The organism is Gaoshiqia sp. US2 (assembly GCF_059705485.1).
Genome location: NZ_AP048550.1, coordinates 4494913 through 4518038, shown reverse-complemented (window position 1 = coordinate 4518038; position 23126 = coordinate 4494913). Strand labels below are relative to the sequence as shown.

Below are 23126 nucleotides of genomic sequence, written 5' to 3'. Positions count from 1 at the left end.
CGATTAAAAATGAATCAATAATAATTTTAGAGAAAATGAATTGGCTGAAGAAAAACGGCGGATGGATTACCGTCTTAATCATAGGATTGCTGCCATTTACAGGCATTTTGGATATTTTTAATTTTGATTTTTCAGGATCGGGAGAATCATGGATTTCAATAAAAACGGTTACAGTTCCGGCGCGAAGGGTGGGAGAGTTGCCCCGCGAGGTTTCCGGGGCACATATGGCCGTAAAGGAAACCGGGGAATGGGCCATCAGGTGGCTGGTATTTGTACTCAGCCTTACCCCGTTTTCGATCCTGACCGGGATAAAATCACGCTTGCATGTCAGGCAGGCCGCGGGGATCATTGCCTTTGTGTACGCGGGCTTCCACCTGATATTTTTTTGTATCGATCGCAGTTTAATTGAAACGTTCAAAGAATTCGGGTACATCATGGGTTTCGTGGCAACACTGATCATGCTTGCTCTTGCAGTCACATCAAACAGGAAGTCGATGAAATTTCTTCGTAAAACATGGAAGAAAGTTCATCAAACGGCTTATTTGGCCGGCCTTCTGGCTGTTTTACATGTGGCCTTGCTGAAACATGGCGACTGGATTCCGTATGCGATCATTCTTGCTGTCGGGTTTTTGTTGCGTTTGTCTGTCGTCAGGCAAGCCGTGTCGAAATTACGAATCAGCAAAGCGCCGGTTTCAGCTTTACCGTAGCATGACCGGCTGTTTTTGTTTTGCATACCCTTTGGTTTTAAAATACCGTTTCTGAATCGTTACGCTCTGAAATAATTAACTTTGAAGAAAATGAATTCCCATGTTTAAATCAATACCGGATAAAACGATTGTTGCGACGCTGCATGTAACGGTCTGGCTGATGATGATCACCATTCCGCTTTATTTGAGCAATGCCTTTGGAGCAGGCGGTAATCCGCACCGGTTGTACCAGTTTTTTGTACACAGTTTTTCGGCGGCAATCATTTTTTATGTGGGATATTTGTGGTTGGTTCCGGCGTTTTTTCTTCGGGAAAGAAAAATGACCTATGCTGGCGCTCTGATCGGATTGATCCTGATCACCTATGTTATGAACTCTTTTGTTAACGAATATTTTCTTCATGATTCTTTGGCTGAAGAGAGGGTGCGGTCGGCAATCAAAAAGCTGTCAGATGGTGATCAGGATTTTCATCCTCCGATGAAAGTTTTCGGTTTTTATAATCATGTTATCGTTTCGGTATTAATTTCAGGTTTTGCCATCGGCCTTTGCGGGATGGAAAAATTGAAAAAGGAAGAGAAAAAACAAAAGGAACTGGAAAAAGAGAAGTTGAACTCCGAACTTGCCTTCCTGAAAAACCAGGTGAGTCCGCATTTCTTTTTTAATACACTGAATAATATTTACTCGCTGATTGGCATTGACGCGGCAGATGCGCGCGAAGCTGTACTGAAACTGTCTAAACTGATGCGCTACCTGCTTTACGAATCGGAGCAGGGATTAACGGGTTTGAACGACGAAATTGCGTTCATGATCAACTACATCGACTTGATGAAACTTCGGCTGAATAACAAAGTGGAGTTGTCGGTCTCATTTCCTGAGAAAACGGAAAACCCGGGCATACCGCCGCTTTTGTTTATTCCTTTTATCGAAAACGCGTTTAAACACGGGATCAGTTACCGCGAACCTTCTTTTATTGATATAAAAATGACGGTAGACGGTGCGATTGTCTGTTTTTCCGCTCGAAACAGTATTGGCGCCAGCAGTCATCCCGGCGACGGGCAATATTCCGGTATCGGGCTCGAAAATGTAAAAAAGCGGCTCAGTTTGTTGTTTCCGGGAAAACATGTCCTGAAAATAGAACAAACAGAGGCTGAATTCCTGGTCGATCTCAGGTTGGAAACGAAAATAACCACTACATGAATCTGCGTACCATTGCCATCGACGATGAGCCGCTTGCCTTGAAGCTGGTGACGGATTACATCAGGAAAACCCCGTTTCTGGAGTTGGCGGGCGAATTTGATAATCCCTTGGATGCTGTTGATTTTTTAGAGGGTGAAACGGTCGACCTGATCATCCTGGATATTCAAATGCCTGATTTAACCGGCATCGAATTCACAAAAATTCTGACCGATCCTCCCAAGATTATTTTTACCACTGCTTACGAGAAATATGCTGTCGAAGGTTTTAAAGTGAATGCCGTGGATTATTTGCTTAAGCCCTTCAGTTATCCTGAATTTCTGTCGGCAGTGCAGAAAGCAAAAAAAATAGCCGACCTGGAACAGGCGGCCCTGCCAACGCTCGAGGCAAACAATCAATTTCTGTTTTTGAAGTCGGAATACAAGATCAGGCGGATTAATTTCAATGAGATTTTATATATTGAAGGACTGAAGGATTATGTGAAAGTATTTCTGCAACACGAAGAAAAACCAATCCTCTCGTTAAACTCGGTGAAATCGCTGGAGCAAAAATTGCCGGCCGACCGTTTTATGCGGGTACACCGGTCGTTTATCGTCAACCTCGATAAAGTTGAAACCATTGAACGCGGGCGGATTGTATTTGGAAAAACCTACATCCCGGTGAGTGATCAGTATAAAGATAAGTTTCAGGAGTTTTTAAATCAGAATTTTTTGTAAGTAGGGGTGTTCAGTACCAGTGATCAGTGATCAATCGCGGTTCTACGCAGGTACGTTTAGTTCCAGGTTACAGGCCCCAAGCCGCAAGCTGCGAGTAGCGAGTCAGAAGACTTGGAACCTGAAACTTTTAAATGACCAATGACAGGCCTCTAAAAAACACCGCCTTTTACTTTGATACTTTGCCACTTAGGTGTTCAGGTGCTTTTTAAAACGCAAAGAACGCGGAGAAGCCGCAAAGGGAATTACTTGATTGTCCTAACACCCCTGCGGGGTGAAATATGGGTAGCCCCGGTAATCCGGCAACTGCCGGAGACATCCGGGGACCAGGCCGGCACACAACGGCAAGGCGCAGCCACCGGTATGGTAAAAAACACTCACGCCTCATGCGCCGTACATGCCAAGGCCGACAGGAAGATATTCAAACACAAAGGTGAAATTCAGCGTGGAGCATGGGGCAGAGAGCAAAGGGCAATTACCGGAGAACGGAGAAAGTTCCAGTGTTCAGTATTCAATCGCAGTTTGTACCGAAAATGTGGCGTTTGAAGATTCCGGCAACCAATATCTTCTCCCGTTGTATCTTGATCTCCGAAACAATATCTTTGTGCAAAAACTTCGCGCGATGAATATTCAACAGTATGTCCCCGATGAAATTGTTAATTTTTTCCTGGTGCTGGTCTTTTCCTTGCTCATTGGAATGGGGCAGCGGCGTCATCATCTGAATCATGATGAAAACGTGTTGTTTGGTACCGACCGCACTTTTACCTTTATTGGCTTGCTGGGCTATGTGTTGTACCTTGCCGAGCCGCACAACTTAATTCCCTTTCTAACCGGTTTTTTCATTGTCGGCCTGTTGCTGGCCGTTCAGTATTTTCAAAAGATCAGCAAATTACAGGACTACGGGCTGACCACTTCTGTTCTGGCGCTGCTTACCTATTGTTTAACCGTGATGGTATTTACCCAACCCGCCTGGTTGACGCTCTCGTTTGTCGTGTCGCTGCTGATTTTAACCGAAATGAAAAGTCATTTCAAGACGATTTCCATGAAAGCTTCGGATGAAGAATTCATCACATTGGGCAAATTTATTGCCTTTGCCGGAATTATTCTGCCCTTGTTACCAGCAGAGAATATCGCCGATTTTATACCCATTTCGCCTTACGGTTTATGGTTGGCCATTGTGGTAGTTTCGGGCATTTCGTATATCAGTTATTTGTTGAAGAAATTTGTTTTTCCGGGATCGGGGATTTTGCTCACCGGTATTCTGGGAGGAATATACAGCAGCACAACGACCACCTTAATCCTGGCCCGACGTGAAAAAGCGGAAGGCACCACCGCGCTTTCGGTTGCAGCCATGATGCTGGCCAACGGGATGATGTACTTGCGTATTCTGGTGCTTGCTTACTTGTTTAACCGCTCAATCGGACAAATGCTGACCATCCCCTTTCTGCTGATGTTTGGGATTGCCTTTGGCCTTTCGAAATGGATTGGCCGCAATATTCACCTGGGAAAAGAACAGCCGGTTGAAGAAGATAAGTTGGTGAAACGTAATCCGCTGGAACTGAAAATGGCCTCTGTTTTTGGTTTGTTGTTCGTTGTTTTTGGCTTGATCACCGAGGTAGTAATGAAACATTACGGCAGCAGCGGCGTGTCGGGAATGGCTTTTCTGATCGGGGTATTCGATATCGACCCCTTCTTATTATACCTTTTGCAACAGCACTCCGGGATCGTTCAGCTTTCGGTGGTTTTGGCGGTCATCAATGCCACTAACAGCAACAACCTGATGAAAATGATTTACGCCTTGTCACTCAGTAGTAAATCGGCCCGAAAACCGGTGCTGAGCTCATTCCTCATCTTGTTCTTTTCCGGCTTACTGGTTTCGTTGATCTTTTATTTTGTTTACCGGTAGTTTACAACCCGGTTCGTAATTTTTAAACTGTTTCCGGTGAAGTATTTGATTTCAATTTGAATTGATCTAATTTGGCCTAAAATTTCAGATATGGAGCGAATTATTGACAATCCGGATGAGCGCACATGGGGTATGTTGTGCCATCTTTCAGCATTTGCCGGTATGCTTATCCCTTTCGGGAATATTATCGGGCCATTGGTGGTGTATTCCATCAAACGGAAAGAGTTCGATTTTGTCGACGACCAGGGTAGAGAGGCAATTAACTTCCAGATTACCATGAGTATCGCGATGTTGGCAGCTTTGATTTTATCGTTGGTGATTATTGGAATATTCTTATTTATTGGCATGGCCTTGTTGTCGCTTATCTTTACCGTAGTGGCGGCTTTAAAGGCTAACCAGGGTGAGTTCTACCGGTATCCGTTCAACTATCCCTTTGTGAAATAATCAGGTTTTTTGCTGAAATATCCCTGATAATTCGCGGCATATCTTGAAGACCTGCCAATTTTCCTTATTTTTGCAGCTTCAACGAAATGCATTGTAGATTATGGCCCAAAAACCTTCGATTCCCAAAGGAACGCGTGATTTCTCTCCTGTTGAAATGGCGCGCAGAAACTATATTTTCGACACGGTAAAAACGGTTTTTCAGTTGTACGGATTTCAACCCATTGAAACCCCGGCGATGGAAAACCTGTCGACCCTGATGGGAAAATACGGAGAAGAAGGTGACAAGCTATTGTTCAAAATCCTGAATTCGGGCGACTTCATGGCTGGAGTAGAAGAGCAGGAGTTGCTCGAACGGAACAGTATTCGTTTAACCAACCGGATTTCGGAAAAGGGACTGCGTTACGATCTTACTGTGCCTTTTGCTCGTTTTGTGGTTCAGTACCGCAACGACATTTCATTCCCCTTTAAGCGTTACCAGATTCAGCCGGTTTGGCGGGCCGACCGGCCGCAGAAAGGACGTTACCGAGAATTTTACCAGTGCGATGTCGACATTATCGGCAGCGATTCGCTACTGAACGAATTTGAACTGGTGCAGATTATCAGTGATGTATTTACCAGTTTGCAGGTGAATACCCTGGTAAAAATCAATAACCGGAAAATCCTGGCCGGTATCGCCGAAACCATTGGCGAAGCTGGCCGGATGGTCGATATCACCGTGGCCATCGACAAACTCGATAAAATTGGTTTGGATAATGTGAATGCCGAATTGATTGAAAAGGGCGTTTCGCAAACAGCCATCGATCGCCTGCAGCCGATTCTGAATTTGAGCGGCAGCACCGACGACAAACTGAACCAATTGGAAGCCGCGATTGGCGCTTCTGTGACCGGGCAGAAAGGGATCGACGAAGTCCGTACCTTATTTGCTTACCTGGGCACAGTAAGCTTGAATGCTGAAGTTGAACTGGATTTGACCCTTGCCCGAGGACTGAATTATTATACCGGCGCTATTTTCGAGGTGAAAGCGAAAGATGTGCAGATTGGCAGCATTTGCGGCGGAGGCCGATACGACGACCTGACCGGTATCTTTGGTATGCCGGGCGTTTCGGGGGTGGGCATTTCATTTGGCGCCGACCGGATTTACGATGTTATGACGCAGTTGAACCTGTTTCCCGAAGAAGCGGTTGCGTCAACCAGGGTCGTGTTCATCAATTTCGGGCCAAAAGAAGAAGCTTATTGTTTGCCCGTGCTTGCCGGTTTGCGCAAAGCCGGTGTGAATGCCGAAATCTTTCCTGAAGCCGCCAAAATGAAGAAGCAAATGGCCTGGGCCGACCGTAAACAAATTGCTTACGTGGCCCTGGTGGGAGAAGAAGAAATGGCCCAGGGGAAAATCAACCTGAAAAACATGAAAACCGGCGATCAGAAACTGGTCAGCCCGGAAGAACTCCTGAAAATCCTTACCGATCAGGCGTAATATGCGGAGAAAATAAGCGAATTACTCGATTTGCCGGTGTCAGTACACATCTGGTTACTTTATTTATTTCGATAAACTTCAGAGAGCAGATCAAAAAATTACCAACAAGATCCATTTATTGTCCGGCTTTTTTTTGATAAATTAGCATGTCGCTTCTTTTACTCCGTAAAGGCGAGATCGGAAGGGGCATGATCCAATAAGATCATGCGGGGAAAGGAAAGCAAAAACAGGTTTCTTAAAACTTACCCGACCATGAAAAGATGAAACGAAATGCCCGTGTTATAACCGCTTTGTTTGCTGACCGGTTTTACTAAGTGAAGAAACCGAGACGCAATTAGTCTCTGAGAATAAAAAACCATCATACGTATGAAAAAAATCAAGCACTCAATTTTTATCTTTTTTCTTTTCATTTCCACTTCCATTTTCGGTCAAAACCCGGATGTCGGGAATCTTATCAATGAAGGAATCAAATTTCATGATCAGGGAGAATACAAAAAGGCAATCGAAATTTATCAAAAAGCCCTGAACAACGATCCTAATTCAAGTCTGGTTAATTATGAAATTGCCTTCTCCTATTTTTCCAACAAGGATTATAAGAACGCTGAAGTATACAGCAAGAGAGTCCTTGATTTAAAACAGGACCAGATGTTGCCCGCCTATATTACTTACGGCAATGCACTCGATATGCAAGGCCAATCGGGGAAAGCAATCAAAGTATACGAGAAGGCGATGGCCGAATTCGACAATTATCTTTTGTATTATAATCATGCAATTACTTGCTTTAACGCCGGCAAAAACGATAAAGCTTACGACTCGGCCTTAAAAGGCATTGCCAATAATTCGTCGCATGCCAGCAGCCACTTAATCCTGAGTAAAATAATGGAAAAAGAAGGTTCAAGAATAAAAGCGATGCTTCCGCTCTACTTTTTTTTGCTCATTGAGCCAAATTCAGCCAGAGGGGCAATCGAATATCAGACCTTGAGAAATTACCTTGATCATGGCGTTTCACAGGCATCCGAAAAAAATATCCAGGTTCTGGTGCCGATGGATAATGACCCTGAATTTGGAGCTGCTGAAATGATGATTAGCTTATCGAAAGCATCATTTAGTTATTACATTTCGCAATCGAAAGGTGAGGAAGTAACCAAATGGATTGAGGAAAATCCTGTTCCGTTTGAGAGATTTATAAATTGGGTTAACAACTAATAGATATTCATAAGGATCAAACAACCATAATATGAGAACAACATTCTTTCTGCTAATCATCATCATTTTGACTTGTGAAAGTTTTGCACAATCATCCGAAAAAATCTCGGTTGAGGGAATCGCAAGAATCAAGGAAAAACCCGAATTAATTATTATATCTGCCAACTTAATCGTCAAGGACAAAAGTTACAAAGCCTGTTTTGAAAAATCACTTTCCTCATTAACTGAGTTGAAGAGCGTATTTGAAAAAAATGGCATTGATCCTCATAAAATTGAATCAGAAGAAATAAATATAAGCGAGGAATACAATTGGACCGGATTGGAACGAGAGAGTGTTGGCTTTTTCTCAAATATTAAGTTTGAAATAGAATCGGTTTTTTCAAACGAATATTCTCAAAATCTCTTAAAAAGCCTGAGTAACGAAGGCTTAAACCTAAACTACCAGATCCGTTTTGAATTTTCTGAATTGCAGAAAGAGAAAATCAGGAAACTGGCGCTTGAAAAAGCAATAGAAGATGCTACTGTGAAAGCAGAAATTATTGCAAAAACTGCGAACCTGAAGTTGAACGGGATTTCGGGGATTGAATATAGTTCTAATCGAAAGAATTTTTCGTTTTTAGATACGGATAGCGACAAATTGGAAGTAGCGGATGAAATTATACCAATTACAGGGCAGGAGTTTAGTTTTGGACTGATTGATTTAAATCCAAAAGAGAGAAGTATTTCAAAAGTGATTCTGATTGAATGGAATTATATTAAAAACGAATAAAACTGCGTATAGAAAATAGCATGGATACTTGAATAGACGGCTTTAACTACATAAAGGCGTACAAATGAAAAAGGTGGTACTCATAACCGGCGCATCATCCGGAATCGGCAAGGAAACGGCCAAGCTGCTGGTTCAGCAAGGTTATATCGTGTATGGCGCCGCCCGGCGGCTGGAGAAGATGCAGGAATTGAAACAAGCAGGCATACATTTGCTGGAAATGGATGTAACAAACGAGGCTTCGGTAAGCGAAGGTATCCGAGGGATTATGGAAGCGGAGCATCGTATCGATGTTTTAGTCAACAATGCGGGCTACGGTTCGTATGGCGCTGTTGAAGACCTGCCCATCTCTGAGGCAAAGTACCAGTTCGATGTAAATTTGTTTGGACTGGCGCGCTTAATTCAACTGGCGCTTCCGCAGATGAGGGCACGGAAATCGGGACGCATTATCAACATCTCGTCGATGGGTGGAAAATTCGGCGAACCGCACGGCGCCTGGTATCATGCCACCAAGTATGCCGTCGAGGGATTCAGCGATTGCCTGCGGATGGAGCTGAAGCAATTTGGCATTGATGTGGTGGTAATTCAACCCGGCGCCATAAAAACAGAGTGGGATGTCGTTGCCGGCGAAAATCTGGCGAAAGTGTCCGGACATACGGCCTATAAAGAATTGGTGTCCAAACATGTCCGGCTGCTCGGGCGGGTTTACCGCCGGGGGTCGGCGCCAATGGTAATTGCCCGGGTGATTGTGAAAGCCATCCGGTCGAAAAATCCAAAAACGCGCTACACGGCAGGGGCAGGGGCCAAACCTATTTTATTCCTTCGGAAAATTTTACCGGATAAATTGTTCGACCGGATCATGCTGGGACAATTGAGATGAACAGGACTGCCGGAACAAACAGGATAGAAACTGAACGACTGATCTTACAACCATTAACTTATCGTCAGTTGCTGAAGTACCTGAAAGCTGATCACTCGCTTGAAAAAGAATTGAAGCTTCGTGTATCGTCGCGAGTCATTCCACCCGAGCTGAAAGACGCGCTGGAACAGACCATCATCCCAAACGTAGCCGATCGGAAGAAAAGTTATTTGTTCTCAACGCTCTGGACCATAATTTCAAAAAACGACCGTCAGCAGGTAGGTGATTTGTGTATCATTGGCGAACCCAATGCCGATGGCGAGATTGAAATCGGCTATGGTACTTATGCTGAATTTCGGAATATGGGTTTTATGACCGAAGCGGTCGGCGCGATCATCAACTGGGCAACCGTTCAACCAGGTGTCAGGGCAGTAACGGCATCGACCGAAAAAAACAACATTGCTTCGTTTGCGGTATTGAGAAAAAACAAGTTTACCCAGGTTGGCGATACCGGAATTTTGCTGAAGTGGAAACTAAACCTGCGCTAAAATGTTCTCTTTTATAAAAAATTGATTTGACAGCTAACCGGATGGCTCAGGAGATAAAGCGTACATCGCTGACCAATTGGTAATAAAATGAATAAAACAAGCAGACAGATTGCTTTGCTTCGGGGAATAAACATTGGCGGACACCATAAAGTACCCATGGCTGAGCTTAGCCGGGAGCTGGAAAAACTTGGCTTTAAAAATATCATCACCGTGCTTAACTCGGGAAACGTTATTTTTGATGCTTCTTCGGCGCCGGTCGAAGAACTGGAAGAACGTATCGGCACCCATCTGGAACTGGTTTTTGGTTTTCCGGTTCCGGTACTGATCCGCGATGATAAAGAGATTTTTGCTTTAACAGGCAACAATCCGTTTAGGCAGGTGGAAGAAACAAAAAATACCCGCTTTTATCTTTCTTTCCTGAAAAAGGCGCCAGCCATCGGTTTAGATACACCGTGGCTGTCCGACGATCAGTCTTTCTGTATCCTCGAAATCAGGGACAGGACGGTCGTCAGTGTGCTTGATCTGTCTGTAACGCAAACTCCGAAAGGGATGGATGCACTGGAACAACTTTTTGGAAAGAACATCACCACCCGTAACTGGAATACCATACAGCGGATTGCCGGTAAAATTTAACGGCAATCATCCGCGAATTCCGGTAGTATTCTTTCCTGATGTGTTTTATTGTTAATTGTACGGCCCCGGCCTTCGTTTGAGCGAAGTGGTAGTGAAGGGTTCCCTGCTGCCGGCGCGCTTTTGTAAAGCGTATCGTGATTATTTAATCACTATCGTTTATCGTTGAACAAACCGGTAACACAATCATAATCAACAACTCCAACTTGCGTTCCCGCGCAACCGGGAGAGGTATGCCCCGTTACCGGCAAAAACGGCAAAAAAACAGGGCATAGCCATCAACGTGCTTGTGTCATTGGCGTGAAAAAGCACAAAAACCTGTCATACGTCAAAGAACCTCAGGCCGCTTTCTGCCTGTTTTATTTTTAAAAATCAATAAAAACCTTCGGTAAGTGCATAGCCCTGGGCCCGGTGGGTGTAGTCCAACACCGACTCATCGCCGGGGCTTGCAGACCGCTCAGAGTCCTATTTATTAGGTTGCGTTTTTTATTTTTTTATTCCAAATCCTTTGAAGAATGTATAACTAAAAACTCCATCAGACTCGGCAGTTCGATATAAATCTTTGATACCTTTTTCAAAAGTCGAACTATCCACTATACCCTGTCGAATTGCTTTTTCACCTATTCCCTCAATCATGGCTGTAAATGTGTTTTTAATAAATCCTTCGACAAGATGAGGCCTGCTTGCATCTACATAAACCATTCGTGGTGAAACTGAAATATCATAAAGTCCAATTGATTTAAACAAAGGATATAGTTCTCTCCCAATATTTGAATTGCCTCCACTTTGTTTTTGAAGTTGAACCTGACAATTAATCGCAGAGTAAGCGTATTTACTATCTGGGTAGAAGAATGTTGAACCATGGTCTCCCTCAATAGCAACAATAGTTCCTCCTTTTTTTAACACTCTTTTTAATTCATTGAGAGCTTGTGTCGGATTGTGAAGATGTTCCAATACAAAACAAATAATCACACTATCAAATGTCTCATCTTTAAATGGCAAATTATAGATATCTGCTTGCTTTAATTCAACATTATTGATGCCTAAAGATTTTATCATTGCCTTAGCCTCTGTTATTGAATCCTCCGATAAATCAACTGATATGAAATTTGAATCAGGATTTTTAGTTGATATTATTTTTGTTTGTGCTCCAACTCCACAGCCAGCTTCAAGGACTAAACTATCTTTGGGGAATATTGAATCATTATGAATAATGTCATCTAATGTAGTAGCCTGGTCTTTAAGTCTCAACGCTTCTCTTTCAGAGTATCCATGTACATACTTCGTGTTTTCCATATTAGTTTTTTATCAAATTTATCTATTCGTTACTGATTTAAAATCAATTTAACAATGATCAACGATGCGATCCTTTAAAATGCAACCTAACGGTCACTTGTATGTGATCGGGCGGGATTTCGACGAGAAATCCTGTCATACCCGCAGGAAAGTGGGCATAAAGTCTGACTTGTCAGACCGCTAAAAGCCTCACCTGCCATATCCAATTTGTTGAACTAAATCCGCCTTCGCGGGTAGCTGGTTTAAAATTACCCGATTCTTCCTATACCCGGAGATTATTTACCTTAAAATTTCTGAATATGAGAAAGAAATCGGGTTTTACGATGATTGAACAGGCCATTGTGCTTGTTCCTGAGTTTGAAAAAGTTGTCCGCAAGCTGGAACAACAGGTGACTTTGCGCGGACAAAGCAAACGTACATTTAACAAAAAGTGCAAAAACCTGCCATACGTCAAAGAACCTCAGACCGCTTTCTGCCTGTTTTATTTTTAAAAATCACTAAAAACCTTCGATAAGTGCATAGCCCTGAGCCCGGTGGAAGTAGTCCAACACCGACTCATCGCTGGGGCTTGCAGACCGCTCAGAGTCCTGGTTTATTGGTAGATAGGCTCATTTGCCGAATCTTTATTTAACATCAAATTTTTCATTTGTAATTTGATCTGACAGATTTCGTTCTTTTATTCTTTTCCAATTATCCGTTATAACAAAACTGTTATCAATTTCATTATAAATGTCATTTAACAAGTCGAATGGCATTGCAATTGTCAATATCTCTTTTGGAAGCCTTAATCTCGCTGAAATATCGTGCATTCCCATAACTGCCTTTTTTGTACCTTCTAATTTATATTTCATCGGCATGGTCACAATTGAACCACAGCCCGAAATAAATCTTGTGATAACAATATCATCTGTATTCGGTGAATTATAATGTAGGAGATATACCAAACCACTTAATTCATCTGGTGTCACAAAAAATATTACAACCTCAGGATTTTCTTTATTTTTGAATTCTTCCAAAGGTTTGAATATAGTCACTTTATTGTTAATTTCTTTGGGTTTGATCGATTCTACAAAAGCCTTTGCCTGACATTTCGTTTTTATAAAACGTTCGCCATTTCTACCAAAAACTATCCCGTCTGTTAAAAAACACTCAATACCTTCAAATATCCAATCTTTATAGCCTAAATAAAATGCGGAACAATCCCAACCAGTAGAATCTTTATCAATTGCAACAATCTGCCCTTTTGCACTTGAAAATATGAGTGGAACAATACATCCAGCTCCTTTTTTCATAAAGTGTTTTGCATTTTCGGGCATCATATTCGAAAACATTATACCAATTGGGAAATATTTCAAACCTAGTTTTTCTTTGAGTTTTTGACCTATTTCTTTTGTATTCATTTTCTAATTGTTTTTAGGCAACTTTTATATTAAACCGAGTATCTTTTTTATAGCAAGGCAGGTAATTTGTTATGATCAGGCACCCCAGAAGCATAATCATATTTAATGCTCCAAACATATCTTCTTTGCTTTTTAATATAGTATATTCGGGTATGGTTGTTTTGATTTGTTGTTGGTGAACAGCAACTATAGTTACTTTTTCTGCAAGTAAAACAATATTCGTTGAATTAATAATTATCAGGATAATAAGAGACTGAACAATTGTTATCCATTTATCATTAAAAAAACCAAATTGTTTCCAGCTTAGAATAACCGCACTCAGAACAATTAAAACTATACCAGGGATAATCAATACGAATGTAATTTTCGATACAAATAGACGTTGCCAATAAATTGAATCAATCGAGGGGGAATCGCCCAAGACCTTATTCATAACTATAAAAGCAAAAATACTACCCAAACATAAAATCAAACCAATGATTGCAAGTAATTGAAATGTTTTTACCAAATAACTTGTCTTGTTTAAAGTTTGTCGTTCCATTGTAATAAAATTTAATTTTACACAAAGGAATAACGGATTCAGACAAAATTTGTTACCATAAGGTAATAAATTACCTTTTCGATAATTGCCGTCGAATTCGGCTTAAAGATTGAGGTGTCACTCCGACAAAAGAAGCGATATAATATTGTGGTATTCGCTGTTGAATATGCTTGAATGAAGACATAAAATTCAAATATCGCTGTTCAGCCGTATCTGTATATGATGAAATAATATGATTTATAGCTTTGTTAAAGGTCTCCTCTATGAACAATCGACCAAACCGTTCGCCTGATGTTACCTCATTATAAAATAGTTGCATGTTGTTGTAGGAGATTGAATATATTGTTGTATCCTCCAAAGCAATTAATGACTTTTTTGATATTGTCCTATTTATAAAACTGTCATAATCACATACAAAATCGCATTCCGTACTAAAATAAAATGTTTCTTCTTTTCCATCATTAATTATATTATGCCTGAAAAGCCCATGTTCTATATACGCAAACTCTTTACAAACCTCTCCCTCTTTTAAAAGATAATCATTTACTTTTAATTCCTTTTTGACAAATAATTGCTCAATTATATTGATATCTTTCTCAGATAGAACAATATATTTTTTTATTGCTTTAATTAGGTTTTGCATAAATGGAATAAGCTTTTTTATCTATTTATTAATTTATCAAGTAATAGTTAATTGTCTATTGTCGTGTTTTCAGCTATTGTGGAGCTAAAGCTCGACGCCGTGTTTTGTTGGGATTGCTGAGCAGCGTCTGTATCCACCGTGCCAAACCACAATGCGGGTCGAACCCTTGCAAACCTTCTGAATCCCTTACGTTTGTTATGTCTTGTTTCAATTATTTACGGGTATCTATTTTCCTTTGAATTTTCTCCAACCTGCAAATAAAATATTATCATATTCAACTCCAATTCCAATGTATTCAACATTTCCATCCTTTATCCATTTCAAAAGATAATGGTCTGCTTCGAAATTAATTATTAATTGAAATTTAGATGTTTCTTGACCTTTATCATTATAATATGTTACATGAAAATCTCCAGAATAGTTTTTATCATTCTTGCCTTGCACTATACCAGTTCCAGATATTTTATTTCCATTCTTCAAATAATGCCATTTGGCCTCAATTATATTGTCTGTATTACTTTTTGAATACTGAACAAAACCAATATCATTCATTAAATTCATTTTTTAGAAATTAGATACTATTTTCATTTTTTGTCGATGTTAAATATGGCAGAACAATTAGTGGCAGTTTTTTTATTCTTTTTCGCCCGTGTTCAGTCATGCAACTTTTTGTTCAGAAACATGATTTTGTCCTATTATGTCACGGTACAAATCTGGCCGTCTGGTTTTAACATAGCGATTTCATCCTGCATCAACCAGCTTTTCAGGTGTAATTGTGGCTGTTATAAAACTGTCATCGAAACTGCGACACTCTGCAATAATATCTCCAAAAGGATCAATAATCATAGAACAACCATTTTTCAGTTGGTCGTCATCCATGCCAATCGGGTTTGAGAAAACTACATAAATTCCGTTGTCGTATGCCCTTGCTGGCAGCTATTTCATCAGCCATCCCTTACCTGTCATACCGTCAAATTCCAAACGTAAAGAAGTTGGGTCGGTCTCACGGTTTTGCCAAAGCTTAGGCTCAACAAAACCAGCTCCCGGTCTGGTAGATGGTGTACCCATGGTTACATGAGGCATAAAAATAATGTCAGCTCCCAAAAATCTTGTTGCCCTAACATTTTCAATAATATTATTGTCATAACAAATTAGAATTCCGCACTCCCAACCATGGATTTCAAAAACGCAGTAACTGTCACCCGCCATCAAATATGGATTTATAAATGGATGCAGCTCATTGTGCTTGTTCCTGAGTTTGAAAAAGTTGTCCGCAAGCTGGAACAACAGGTGACTTTACGCGGGCAAAGCAAAAGTACATTAAACAAAAAGTGCAAAAATCTGGCATACGTCAAAGAACCTCAGGCCGCTTTCTGCCTGTTTTATTTTTAAAAAATCACTAAAAACCTTCGGTAAGTGCATAGCCCTGGGCCCGGCGGGTGTAGTCCAACACCGACTCATCGCTGGGTCTTGCAGACCGCTCAGAGTCCTATTTATTGGGCGTAGGTTTTATTTCTTTTTTGACATCTTATAAAATTGTTGTAATGCTTGTTTTTTATCCGATGACAATTTATTCCACTTAACTCCTTCAATCGCCCCTTCCAAACCATACAACAAACTCAAACATGCTCCTGGGTCAATCGTTTGTAGTCTGATAAATGCACCTTCGCTACCTATTGACGATAATTTTTCATAAGAATCTATCCCTACTTGTTTCAATTTAGATTCTGTATCCTTACCAATATTAATTTGGTTTGATAAATCACTTGCCATATTCGAAAATTATTCTGTTTTGTCATATATATCTAATGCAGTTGGAAGGCAACTGGCAACGCCCTTTAATCCGCAAACAGATAAAGTTATCAAAATCGTGTCTCGAATCTCTTCTCTAGTTGCTCCTAATTTTTTTGCCATTGGAACATGGAAATATATCGCTGTTGTATCACCCATTGACGACTTTATCCCGATGTAAACCAATTGTTTGGTTTTAGCATCCAATCCTGATGAGTTTTTTAACGCTTCAATCAGTCCATTAAATGCTTCTGCAACTTCTGGTGCTTCTTTTTGAAAAATTTCAAGTGGATTCATGTTTATTATTGTTATGTTTTACATAATTTATGTCCAAATTTATCATTACTCCGTGTCAACCCTATGTCAGCAGACAAATAAAATACGAAACTTTTTTCAAGGTTCGGTTTTCAACTTACGCCCAACGGTTGACAATATGGCCAGTAAGGGAGTGCGGGCGATTTCCTATCACGGTACACGAAAAGTTGAAGCGGGCTACAACCCTACGCATACCACCGAAACCCTTATTGGCTATACCGCTTGTGTGCGCCCTGCATAAGCAGCGCGCACACTTGTTGTAAGCTGTTGAAAAAGTTTAAAAATACAAATAAACTTTACATAGTAGCGAAATAACAAGTGTGTATTTTTCCAAAGGGTGTAAGTCCCTATACGCTGGGGTAACGCCCGGAAGTATTAGCAAGTGACAAGCTGGTTGCTGGCGACGGCAGCAGTGAAGGAAGTCAAACGGCAAAATCCGGTACTGACGAACAGAAACGTGATATGAGGGTAAGCATTCGGCGTAATACATATTGCCAGCCAGGGGATCTCGCCGTTTCTTTGATGGAAAAAAATGAGGATGACACTATCAACATTTAAGAGGCTCTTCCAGGAGTATCAGGAGTCGGGCTTGAACGTAAAGGACTTTTGTTCCAACCAGGGCTTTGCCCCTTCCACATTCTACTACTGGAAGAAACAATTGGGTGAGATGTCGCGGCATCAGCCCGAGAGTTTTGTTCCGCTGGTCTTTGATTCCAACTTACCGGTTGCCAGTCGGCGGACAATCCAGGCTCCCATCAATAGTTCCGGTATCCCAGGCAATCAGGCTCCCATCGAGTTTGTGTTTCCCAACGGTACAAAAATGATGATAAGAGATAAGGCCGATATGCATTTGCTAAAAGCAATTGTTCACCTGTTTGATTAGAGCCGGATGTTTCATTTACATGGTAAGCTAAAGTACTTTCTTTATCCGGCACCGGTGGATATGCGCAAAAGCTTTTACACCCTCAGTGGCATAGTAAGCTCGGTCATGAAACGCGATGTTCAAAGCGGTGAGGTTTTCATTTTTGTCAACCGAAGACTCACCATCATGAAGATTCTGCACCTGGAGCACGGTGGCCTGGTTATCTATCACAAGAAGCTTGAAAGTGGGGTTTTTAAGCTTCCCACCTTCGGTGAAGCCCTCACATCTCAGTCCATTGATTGGCACGATTTAATGATGATTGTAAAAAATGTGAAGCCTAAAAAAAGGCTCTTGAAAAAGCGACAAAGCGAAGCACTTTTTTAGTTTTTTTCAGGCACCAAAAATTGGCTGAAAGCCTTGATTTTACTATCTTTACGCTCATAATCAAACAGTGGTAAATGAGCGATTTTGCAACCGGTAAAGATGTGTTAATCCAGGAGCTTCTTCAGGAACGTGATGAGCTGTTCCAGGAGCTTTCCCGGTTGCGAAAAGTCGATAACGGGGCCTTGGAAGCCCTGGAGTCCAAAAATCAGAAATTAGAGGTTGTCGTAGCTCAAAAAGACCAGCAAATCCATAAGCTTACCGATCAGCTGGCCTGGTTTCGCCACAAGTTTTTTGGGAAATCCAGCGAAAAGCATATTGCAGAAGATCCCAATCAAAGAAAGATTGACTGGGATGGCCTGGATGTACTTTCTGAAGAACAGATCGCCATAAAAGATGCAGAGAAAGAGTTAATCGAGTATGAACGGCGCAAGCCTGAAAGAGAGAAAAAGAACGCTGTTCGCCAGCCGCTTCCAGACCACCTCAGGCGGGAGATAGAAGTCATAGAGCCCGAAGGAGTCCAGGATAACTGGGTACGCATTGGCGAGGAAGTAACAGAAATACTTGAACACAAACCCGGCGAGATTTATGTACGCCGGATAGAACGCCCAAAATACGCCGTAAAGCAATCAGCAGGAGAAGAAAATATTACGAATGAACAGGACCGGAAGGAAAACCCGGCTATCCGTATTGCATCCATGCCACTATTGCCTTTACCCCGAAGCAATGCCGGCCCTTCGTTGTTGGCCGAGCTGATGATGAACAAATATTTTTACCACCTGCCTTTTCATCGTCAGATTGCCATATTAAAGATGGTCGGGGTAAGATTGCCCGCATCAACCGTTAATGGTTGGTTCCAGGGCAGCAGCGATTTACTTCGGGCGCTTTATCTTCGCTTAAAAGAACTCATTCTGGCATCCGACTACATCCAGGTTGATGAAAGCACCATCCCGGTTATCAATAACGAAAAGCACAAAGCCAGTAAAGCTTACCTGTGGATGGTCCGCTCGGTAATGGACAACCTTGTTTTCTTTCACTACGATAAAGGCTCCCGGGCCGGGAAAGTAGTGGTTGATCTTTTGAAAAATTACCAGGGAGCTGTTCAAACCGACGGTTATCAGGCATACTCAATCTATGAGCAAAAGAAAGGTGTTTTGCTCCTGGGTTGCTGGGCGCATGCGCGCCGCAAATTCTCCGAAAGTCTTCCCGAAGACAAAGCCGGAGCAGGGTATGCATTGGCACAAATAGCCAAACTCTATCAAGTTGAAGAAATGGCCACTGACCAGGAAATGGATTTCCGGCAAAGAGCTGAACTTCGAAAACGGCTGGCCTATCCAATTATGCGTGCCTTTGAAAAATGGATTGAAGGATATTACCCTAAAGCGCTGCCGGGTGGTAGAATGGGCAAAGCGCTGGCTTATACCTACAATCTTTTTATGCGTCTGTCCCGCTATCATTTGGATGGCCGCTACCTGCCTGACAACAACCTGGCCGAAAATGCCATCAGGCCACTGGCCGTAGGAAGAAAGGGGTATTTGTTTTGTGGCAATCATGAGTCGGCAGAGAATGCTGCCATCATGTATTCCCTGCTGGGGTGCTGTAAAGCCAGTGATGTGAATCCCCGGGAATGGTTGACCGATGTATTTACCAGAATCTCATTGTACAACAACAACTACGATTTAGACTTGGCCGACCTTTTGCCACACCGTTGGAAAAAATCCAACAAATGCCAGAGTTTTTCAGAAAACTCCAACTAATTCCAAGAGATTCCAGTAGAACTTAGAAAATTCCAAATCTCAGGCTGGTATCCCCGGTCTAAGAGAAAATTCAGTATACGTGGCAGGCCGAATGCTTACCCTCATATCACGTTTCTGTTCGTCAGTACCGGATTTTGCCGTTTGACTTCCTTCACTGCTGCCGTCGCCAGCAACCAGCTTGTCACTTGCTAATACTTCCGGGCGTTACCCCAGCGTATAGGGACTTACACCCTTTGGAAAAATACACACTTGTTATTTCGCTACTATGTAAAGTTTATTTGTATTTTTAAACTTTTTCAACAGCTTACAACAAGTGTGCGCGCTGCTTATGCAGGGCGCACACAAAAACTATATGTCAATTGCCGTTTCCGTGCTGACAACAAGCTGTTTAGCCCGCAACAGCGGCGGTGCGGCTCGACAGGAAAAGCGCCCGCAGTCGGCAACTGCATATAGTTCCGTACGTTATGACACATGCTAAAAAAGACAAATTAACAGTACAGACAAATAGACAGTTTTGAAAAAGGAAGAAATTATTATACTAAAACCGTTTTTGAGGTGGGCTGGTGGAAAAACATGGCTTTTAAAAGATCTTTACAAATATCTGCCTGAGAAATTCAATAATTATTATGAGCCTTTTCTAGGTGGCGGTTCTGTTTACATACACTTAAAATCAATAGGAAAGATTCAAAATGAAGCATTTCTCTCTGACCGTAATACTGATCTTATAAATGCCTATAATGTAATTAAATCTAATTCAACCGAACTTATTAGAATTTTAAAAGAATACAAAAACGAAAAAGAGTTTTACTATTTTTTACGTGATCAAAAATTTTCAAACAATATACAAAAGGCTGCTCAATTCATATTTCTAAACCGCACTTCCTTTAATGGAATATATCGCGTCAATTTGAAAGGGGAATATAATGTACCTTATGGATTTAAAAGTTACAAAATTTTGTTTGATTTCGATAATTTATTAAAACTTACAGACACCTTCAAAAATGCTACTTTTAACTCCTGTGATTTCGAGGAAACTCTCGAAAAGGTAAGAAAAGGAGATCTGATCTTCTTGGATCCTCCATATACTGTTGCCCATGAGAATAATGGATTTATCAAATACAACCAAAAAATATTTGCATGGGAAGATCAGGAGCGTTTAGCGGAATACATTGAATTAATAAAGGCCAAAGGAGCGTACTTCATTTTAACTAATGCAGTACACATTAATATTAATAATCTATTTCAAAATATTGGCTCCAAACACTTAGTGAACAGGTATAGTGTTGTTGGCGGCAAAGGTGCGAAGAGAGAAGTTATTAGTGAGTATATATTTACAAATTGCATATAATGAGTAATCTAACTGGAATCCAAGAAGAATTACTTGACAAAAACAGCATAGCAAATAAGCTTAAGTCAAGGAAATCAGAATTTGAATTTTTAAGTATTAAAAAATCAGAACTTCAAGAATATCTAGATAAAGGTTGGGAAATTCAACGCAAAAATACAAATTCCTTTCGGGTGAAAAAATTAAAGAATTTTGACATCTGGTTTGAAGATCGTATTTGGTGTTTATTTGCAAAAATGGGATTTCTCTATTTAAATTCAGATCGCAATTTTCGTTTACGCTATACAAAAGACACTAAAATCCCAGGAAAGCAGATCGATGTTATCGCAGTTGACGAAGAAACAATTTTTATTGTAGAATGCAAATCAGCAAAGAAAAGAACATCCACTTCATTTCAAAAAGAGATTAATGAAATCAATGGAATAAGAGGTAACATTGTTGCTAATCTTCATAATTCATTCGAAGGCAAACACAAAATAGTTTGGTTATTTTGCACTGAAAATCTGATTCTTTCAGACAATGATAAAGGGAGATTACAGGAACATAAAATTTTTCATTTAAATCAGGATGACATTAGATATTATGAACAGTTAATTGATAATCTAGGGATAAGTGCTAAATATCAGCTTTTTGCGAGAATTTTTGCTAATCAAGAAATTCCAGAAATAAAAAATAGAGTTCCTGCAATTAAAGGTAAAATGGGCGGTTATACCTATTATTCATTTTCAATTGAACCAAATACATTATTAAAGTTATCATATATACTTCACAGAATTAACACTTCTGATGAAACTTTAAATACTTATCAAAGAATGGTCAATAAGAAACGCATCAAGCAAATTGATGAGTTTCTAAATGGAGAGAATAATTTTTTTCCTAATTCAATAATAATAAACATAGATACGAAAAAGGGTCAACCACTCCAATTTGACTTGGCCTCAGGCACAGAACACGACTCTAATGCAAAACTCGGTGTGCTTCATTTGCCAAAATGTTACAAAAGTGCTTATGTTATAGATGGGCAGCACCGACTTTTCGGGTATGGATTTAATGATTACCGTTTTACTCATACAATACCAGTTGTTGCATTTGAAAATTTGCCTTCTGATAAACAGGCTAATTTGTTCGTAGAGATTAATAATAAGCAGAAATCTGTTGATGCGAATCTATTAAAAACACTAGATGCGGAATTGAAATGGGATTCTCCAATTGCAGATGATGCGATAAGAGCTTTAAAATCAAAGCTAGCTCAAGTGCTTGACGAGAGAGAAGAATCTCCATTATATGGTAGAATCAAAACTGACGAAGGGAAAGGGAATCAGACAAAATGTATTACTCAAAGTTATGTTTTTGATTATGGATTAAATAAAACAGACTTTTTTGGAGAATTAAACAAAAGAGCTTTAATACGCACTGGACCTCTATATGCAGGTGATTTAGCTTCAAAAACTTTAGAAAAATCATATGAATTCTTTAAGCTGTACTTTTCACAAGTTGAGGAGAAATTACCAGTTCAATGGGCATTAGGAAATGGAGAGGGAGGATTCATTGCTCGAAATATTGGTGTTTCTTCACTCATCGTAATTGCTTGGGATATTGTAGAATTTTTAAGAAAAGAGAAAAACATCACTTTTGAGAGATTATCTGCAGAAAGTATTTTTGATGAGGTACAACCATACTTGATTCTGGTTATTGATTTTATTGAGAATTTAAGTGCAGAAGACTTGCGAAATATGAGTACTCAATGGGGTTCAACTGGTGTAAGCAAAGTCAGACGAGAATTCCAAAAAGCAATTCATGAAAAACACCAAAAGTTTCAACCGGCTGGACTTTTGCAGTATATCAAAGAGAGCTCTGGAATTTTCAACGAAGAAACACGCATGACTATTTTCCAAGTTCAAAAAGCAATAAGAAACTTTATTTTCGATAGTTTGAAAAAAGAATTTGGACAGAGTTCAGAAAAATGGTGGAGGCTCGGCGTTCCAAAACAGATCCAAAAAGACTGTGCCGTAAAATCTATCGAAGCAGATCCACCAGAGCCACCGGAGAATTTTTTACTTGTATTAGATTATCAAAAAATAATTAAGGCTAATTGGAAGCTATTAGGGGACACGTTTACACCCCCAGAATTAAAGCAAGCAAATAAAGATGATAGATTATCTTGGTTTGATAAATTTAATTCAATCCGGAATCGGGTAATGCACCCTGAGAGACAAACTGTAACTGAAGATGAATATCTTATAATTAAAAACATAGAAAAGTGGCTACTTGTCAGGATAGATCAATCGGTTATGACAACAATTGAACAATCTTAAATAAAAAAAGCACGATGCCATAACAATTTGTATATGGC

At 40.5% G+C, this 23126-nt stretch carries 26 protein-coding genes and 1 pseudogene; 19 read left to right on the top strand and 8 right to left on the bottom strand.

All coding sequences use genetic code 11. From position 1 onward, the window contains the following. Window positions 1-35: 35 nt before the first annotated feature. The 12 genes from AC6H3C_RS17860 (at window position 36) to AC6H3C_RS17805 (ending at window position 10445) form a co-directional block, all read left to right on the top strand. The gene (locus AC6H3C_RS17860) at window positions 36-707 is read left to right on the top strand and encodes a ferric reductase-like transmembrane domain-containing protein (RefSeq protein ID WP_497516800.1); all 672 of its coding nucleotides are present in this window, start codon (window positions 36-38) and stop codon (window positions 705-707) included. 100 nt (window positions 708-807) lie between these two features. After that, complete coding sequence (locus AC6H3C_RS17855; RefSeq protein ID WP_497516798.1) at window positions 808-1902, top strand: sensor histidine kinase; 1095 nt, start codon at window positions 808-810, stop codon at window positions 1900-1902. Continuing rightward, window positions 1899-2615 (top strand): LytR/AlgR family response regulator transcription factor, encoded by a 717-nt coding sequence (locus AC6H3C_RS17850; RefSeq protein ID WP_497516796.1) that lies wholly within the window; start codon window positions 1899-1901, stop codon window positions 2613-2615. Before AC6H3C_RS17855 ends, AC6H3C_RS17850 begins: the two co-directional genes overlap by 4 nt. A 246-nt stretch (window positions 2616-2861) precedes the next feature. After that, the gene (locus AC6H3C_RS17845; RefSeq protein ID WP_497516794.1) at window positions 2862-3158 is read left to right on the top strand and encodes a hypothetical protein; all 297 of its coding nucleotides are present in this window, start codon (window positions 2862-2864) and stop codon (window positions 3156-3158) included. Between the two features lie 76 nt (window positions 3159-3234). Further along, window positions 3235-4518 (top strand): MgtC/SapB family protein, encoded by a 1284-nt coding sequence (locus AC6H3C_RS17840; RefSeq protein WP_497516793.1) that lies wholly within the window; start codon window positions 3235-3237, stop codon window positions 4516-4518. Between the two features lie 90 nt (window positions 4519-4608). Beyond that, window positions 4609-4962: a DUF4870 domain-containing protein gene (locus AC6H3C_RS17835; protein ID WP_497516792.1), complete on the top strand. Its 354-nt coding sequence runs from the start codon at window positions 4609-4611 to the stop codon at window positions 4960-4962. A gap of 100 nt (window positions 4963-5062) precedes the next feature. Beyond that, on the top strand, window positions 5063-6433 hold the full coding sequence (gene hisS, locus AC6H3C_RS17830) for a histidine--tRNA ligase (RefSeq protein ID WP_497516790.1): 1371 nt from the start codon (window positions 5063-5065) through the stop codon (window positions 6431-6433). Window positions 6434-6799: 366 nt separating this feature from the next. After that, window positions 6800-7639 carry a tetratricopeptide repeat protein gene (locus AC6H3C_RS17825; protein WP_497516789.1) on the top strand — a complete coding sequence of 280 codons (840 nt, stop codon included), beginning with the start codon at window positions 6800-6802 and terminating at the stop codon, window positions 7637-7639. Between the two features lie 31 nt (window positions 7640-7670). Beyond that, entirely contained in the window at window positions 7671-8408 is a 738-nt protein-coding gene (locus tag AC6H3C_RS17820; protein WP_497516787.1) for an SIMPL domain-containing protein, read from the top strand. Window positions 8409-8472: 64 nt separating this feature from the next. After that, window positions 8473-9285 carry an oxidoreductase gene (locus AC6H3C_RS17815; RefSeq protein WP_497516785.1) on the top strand — a complete coding sequence of 271 codons (813 nt, stop codon included), beginning with the start codon at window positions 8473-8475 and terminating at the stop codon, window positions 9283-9285. Then, window positions 9282-9812: a GNAT family N-acetyltransferase gene (locus AC6H3C_RS17810; protein WP_497516783.1), complete on the top strand. Its 531-nt coding sequence runs from the start codon at window positions 9282-9284 to the stop codon at window positions 9810-9812. Before AC6H3C_RS17815 ends, AC6H3C_RS17810 begins: the two co-directional genes overlap by 4 nt. A gap of 87 nt (window positions 9813-9899) precedes the next feature. Continuing rightward, entirely contained in the window at window positions 9900-10445 is a 546-nt protein-coding gene (locus tag AC6H3C_RS17805; protein ID WP_497516781.1) for a DUF1697 domain-containing protein, read from the top strand. Window positions 10446-10928: 483 nt separating this feature from the next. On the opposite strand, the gene AC6H3C_RS17800 is transcribed toward AC6H3C_RS17805, so the two are convergent. Further along, a complete protein-coding gene (locus tag AC6H3C_RS17800; RefSeq protein ID WP_497516779.1) occupies window positions 10929-11738 on the bottom strand; it encodes a methyltransferase domain-containing protein in 810 nt (269 codons plus the stop codon). Between the two features lie 299 nt (window positions 11739-12037). Here AC6H3C_RS17800 and AC6H3C_RS17795 point away from each other — a divergent pair, with 299 nt between their 5' ends. Continuing rightward, window positions 12038-12229: a hypothetical protein gene (locus AC6H3C_RS17795; protein ID WP_497516777.1), complete on the top strand. Its 192-nt coding sequence runs from the start codon at window positions 12038-12040 to the stop codon at window positions 12227-12229. Between the two features lie 132 nt (window positions 12230-12361). Here AC6H3C_RS17795 and AC6H3C_RS17790 read toward each other — a convergent pair whose 3' ends face one another. From AC6H3C_RS17790 to AC6H3C_RS17760, 7 genes and pseudogenes are all read right to left on the bottom strand, one after another. Continuing rightward, window positions 12362-13138 (bottom strand): DUF169 domain-containing protein, encoded by a 777-nt coding sequence (locus tag AC6H3C_RS17790; RefSeq protein ID WP_497516775.1) that lies wholly within the window; start codon window positions 13136-13138, stop codon window positions 12362-12364. A 13-nt stretch (window positions 13139-13151) separates the two neighbouring features. After that, a complete protein-coding gene (locus tag AC6H3C_RS17785) occupies window positions 13152-13679 on the bottom strand; it encodes a hypothetical protein (RefSeq protein ID WP_497516773.1) in 528 nt (175 codons plus the stop codon). Window positions 13680-13749: 70 nt separating this feature from the next. Beyond that, complete coding sequence (locus tag AC6H3C_RS17780) at window positions 13750-14322, bottom strand: Crp/Fnr family transcriptional regulator (protein WP_497516771.1); 573 nt, start codon at window positions 14320-14322, stop codon at window positions 13750-13752. Between the two features lie 225 nt (window positions 14323-14547). Continuing rightward, a complete protein-coding gene (locus tag AC6H3C_RS17775) occupies window positions 14548-14874 on the bottom strand; it encodes a hypothetical protein (RefSeq protein ID WP_497516770.1) in 327 nt (108 codons plus the stop codon). 189 nt (window positions 14875-15063) lie between these two features. Further along, window positions 15064-15609: pseudogene (locus tag AC6H3C_RS17770) on the bottom strand (nitrilase-related carbon-nitrogen hydrolase). Window positions 15610-15831: 222 nt separating this feature from the next. Further along, window positions 15832-16095, bottom strand: a complete 264-nt coding sequence (locus AC6H3C_RS17765; protein WP_497516768.1) for a TfoX/Sxy family protein — start codon at window positions 16093-16095, stop codon at window positions 15832-15834. Between the two features lie 9 nt (window positions 16096-16104). Further along, window positions 16105-16410, bottom strand: coding sequence for a carboxymuconolactone decarboxylase family protein (locus AC6H3C_RS17760; RefSeq protein WP_497516767.1), 306 nt, complete (start codon window positions 16408-16410; stop codon window positions 16105-16107). A gap of 136 nt (window positions 16411-16546) precedes the next feature. Here AC6H3C_RS17760 and AC6H3C_RS17755 point away from each other — a divergent pair, with 136 nt between their 5' ends. The 6 genes from AC6H3C_RS17755 (at window position 16547) to AC6H3C_RS17730 (ending at window position 23088) form a co-directional block, all read left to right on the top strand. After that, a complete protein-coding gene (locus AC6H3C_RS17755; RefSeq protein ID WP_497516765.1) occupies window positions 16547-16669 on the top strand; it encodes a hypothetical protein in 123 nt (40 codons plus the stop codon). 297 nt (window positions 16670-16966) lie between these two features. Next, on the top strand, window positions 16967-17311 hold the full coding sequence (tnpA, locus tag AC6H3C_RS17750; RefSeq protein ID WP_497516013.1) for an IS66 family insertion sequence element accessory protein TnpA: 345 nt from the start codon (window positions 16967-16969) through the stop codon (window positions 17309-17311). Window positions 17312-17317: 6 nt separating this feature from the next. Continuing rightward, entirely contained in the window at window positions 17318-17674 is a 357-nt protein-coding gene (gene tnpB, locus AC6H3C_RS17745; RefSeq protein ID WP_497515904.1) for an IS66 family insertion sequence element accessory protein TnpB, read from the top strand. Between the two features lie 74 nt (window positions 17675-17748). Then, on the top strand, window positions 17749-19428 hold the full coding sequence (tnpC, locus tag AC6H3C_RS17740; RefSeq protein WP_497515906.1) for an IS66 family transposase: 1680 nt from the start codon (window positions 17749-17751) through the stop codon (window positions 19426-19428). Window positions 19429-19942: 514 nt separating this feature from the next. Continuing rightward, the gene (locus AC6H3C_RS17735) at window positions 19943-20776 is read left to right on the top strand and encodes a DNA adenine methylase (protein ID WP_497516763.1); all 834 of its coding nucleotides are present in this window, start codon (window positions 19943-19945) and stop codon (window positions 20774-20776) included. Continuing rightward, window positions 20776-23088 carry a DGQHR domain-containing protein gene (locus tag AC6H3C_RS17730; protein WP_497516762.1) on the top strand — a complete coding sequence of 771 codons (2313 nt, stop codon included), beginning with the start codon at window positions 20776-20778 and terminating at the stop codon, window positions 23086-23088. The genes AC6H3C_RS17735 and AC6H3C_RS17730 overlap by 1 nt, the downstream gene beginning before the upstream one ends. Window positions 23089-23126: the final 38 nt, after the last annotated feature.

Coding starts and splice junctions, on each gene's coding strand:
- AC6H3C_RS17860 (WP_497516800.1), top strand. CDS start 36: ATGAATTGGCTGAAGAAAAACGGCGGATGGATTACCGTCTTAATCATA.
- AC6H3C_RS17855 (WP_497516798.1), top strand. CDS start 808: ATGTTTAAATCAATACCGGATAAAACGATTGTTGCGACGCTGCATGTA.
- AC6H3C_RS17850 (WP_497516796.1), top strand. CDS start 1,899: ATGAATCTGCGTACCATTGCCATCGACGATGAGCCGCTTGCCTTGAAG.
- AC6H3C_RS17840 (WP_497516793.1), top strand. CDS start 3,235: ATGAATATTCAACAGTATGTCCCCGATGAAATTGTTAATTTTTTCCTG.
- AC6H3C_RS17835 (WP_497516792.1), top strand. CDS start 4,609: ATGGAGCGAATTATTGACAATCCGGATGAGCGCACATGGGGTATGTTG.
- hisS (WP_497516790.1), top strand. CDS start 5,063: ATGGCCCAAAAACCTTCGATTCCCAAAGGAACGCGTGATTTCTCTCCT.
- AC6H3C_RS17825 (WP_497516789.1), top strand. CDS start 6,800: ATGAAAAAAATCAAGCACTCAATTTTTATCTTTTTTCTTTTCATTTCC.
- AC6H3C_RS17820 (WP_497516787.1), top strand. CDS start 7,671: ATGAGAACAACATTCTTTCTGCTAATCATCATCATTTTGACTTGTGAA.
- AC6H3C_RS17815 (WP_497516785.1), top strand. CDS start 8,473: ATGAAAAAGGTGGTACTCATAACCGGCGCATCATCCGGAATCGGCAAG.
- AC6H3C_RS17810 (WP_497516783.1), top strand. CDS start 9,282: ATGAACAGGACTGCCGGAACAAACAGGATAGAAACTGAACGACTGATC.
- AC6H3C_RS17805 (WP_497516781.1), top strand. CDS start 9,900: ATGAATAAAACAAGCAGACAGATTGCTTTGCTTCGGGGAATAAACATT.
- AC6H3C_RS17800 (WP_497516779.1), bottom strand. CDS start 11,738: ATGGAAAACACGAAGTATGTACATGGATACTCTGAAAGAGAAGCGTTG.
- AC6H3C_RS17795 (WP_497516777.1), top strand. CDS start 12,038: ATGAGAAAGAAATCGGGTTTTACGATGATTGAACAGGCCATTGTGCTT.
- AC6H3C_RS17790 (WP_497516775.1), bottom strand. CDS start 13,138: ATGAATACAAAAGAAATAGGTCAAAAACTCAAAGAAAAACTAGGTTTG.
- AC6H3C_RS17785 (WP_497516773.1), bottom strand. CDS start 13,679: ATGGAACGACAAACTTTAAACAAGACAAGTTATTTGGTAAAAACATTT.
- AC6H3C_RS17780 (WP_497516771.1), bottom strand. CDS start 14,322: ATGCAAAACCTAATTAAAGCAATAAAAAAATATATTGTTCTATCTGAG.
- AC6H3C_RS17775 (WP_497516770.1), bottom strand. CDS start 14,874: ATGAATGATATTGGTTTTGTTCAGTATTCAAAAAGTAATACAGACAAT.
- AC6H3C_RS17765 (WP_497516768.1), bottom strand. CDS start 16,095: ATGGCAAGTGATTTATCAAACCAAATTAATATTGGTAAGGATACAGAA.
- AC6H3C_RS17760 (WP_497516767.1), bottom strand. CDS start 16,410: ATGAATCCACTTGAAATTTTTCAAAAAGAAGCACCAGAAGTTGCAGAA.
- AC6H3C_RS17755 (WP_497516765.1), top strand. CDS start 16,547: ATGGCCAGTAAGGGAGTGCGGGCGATTTCCTATCACGGTACACGAAAA.
- tnpA (WP_497516013.1), top strand. CDS start 16,967: ATGACACTATCAACATTTAAGAGGCTCTTCCAGGAGTATCAGGAGTCG.
- tnpB (WP_497515904.1), top strand. CDS start 17,318: ATGTTTCATTTACATGGTAAGCTAAAGTACTTTCTTTATCCGGCACCG.
- tnpC (WP_497515906.1), top strand. CDS start 17,749: ATGAGCGATTTTGCAACCGGTAAAGATGTGTTAATCCAGGAGCTTCTT.
- AC6H3C_RS17730 (WP_497516762.1), top strand. CDS start 20,776: ATGAGTAATCTAACTGGAATCCAAGAAGAATTACTTGACAAAAACAGC.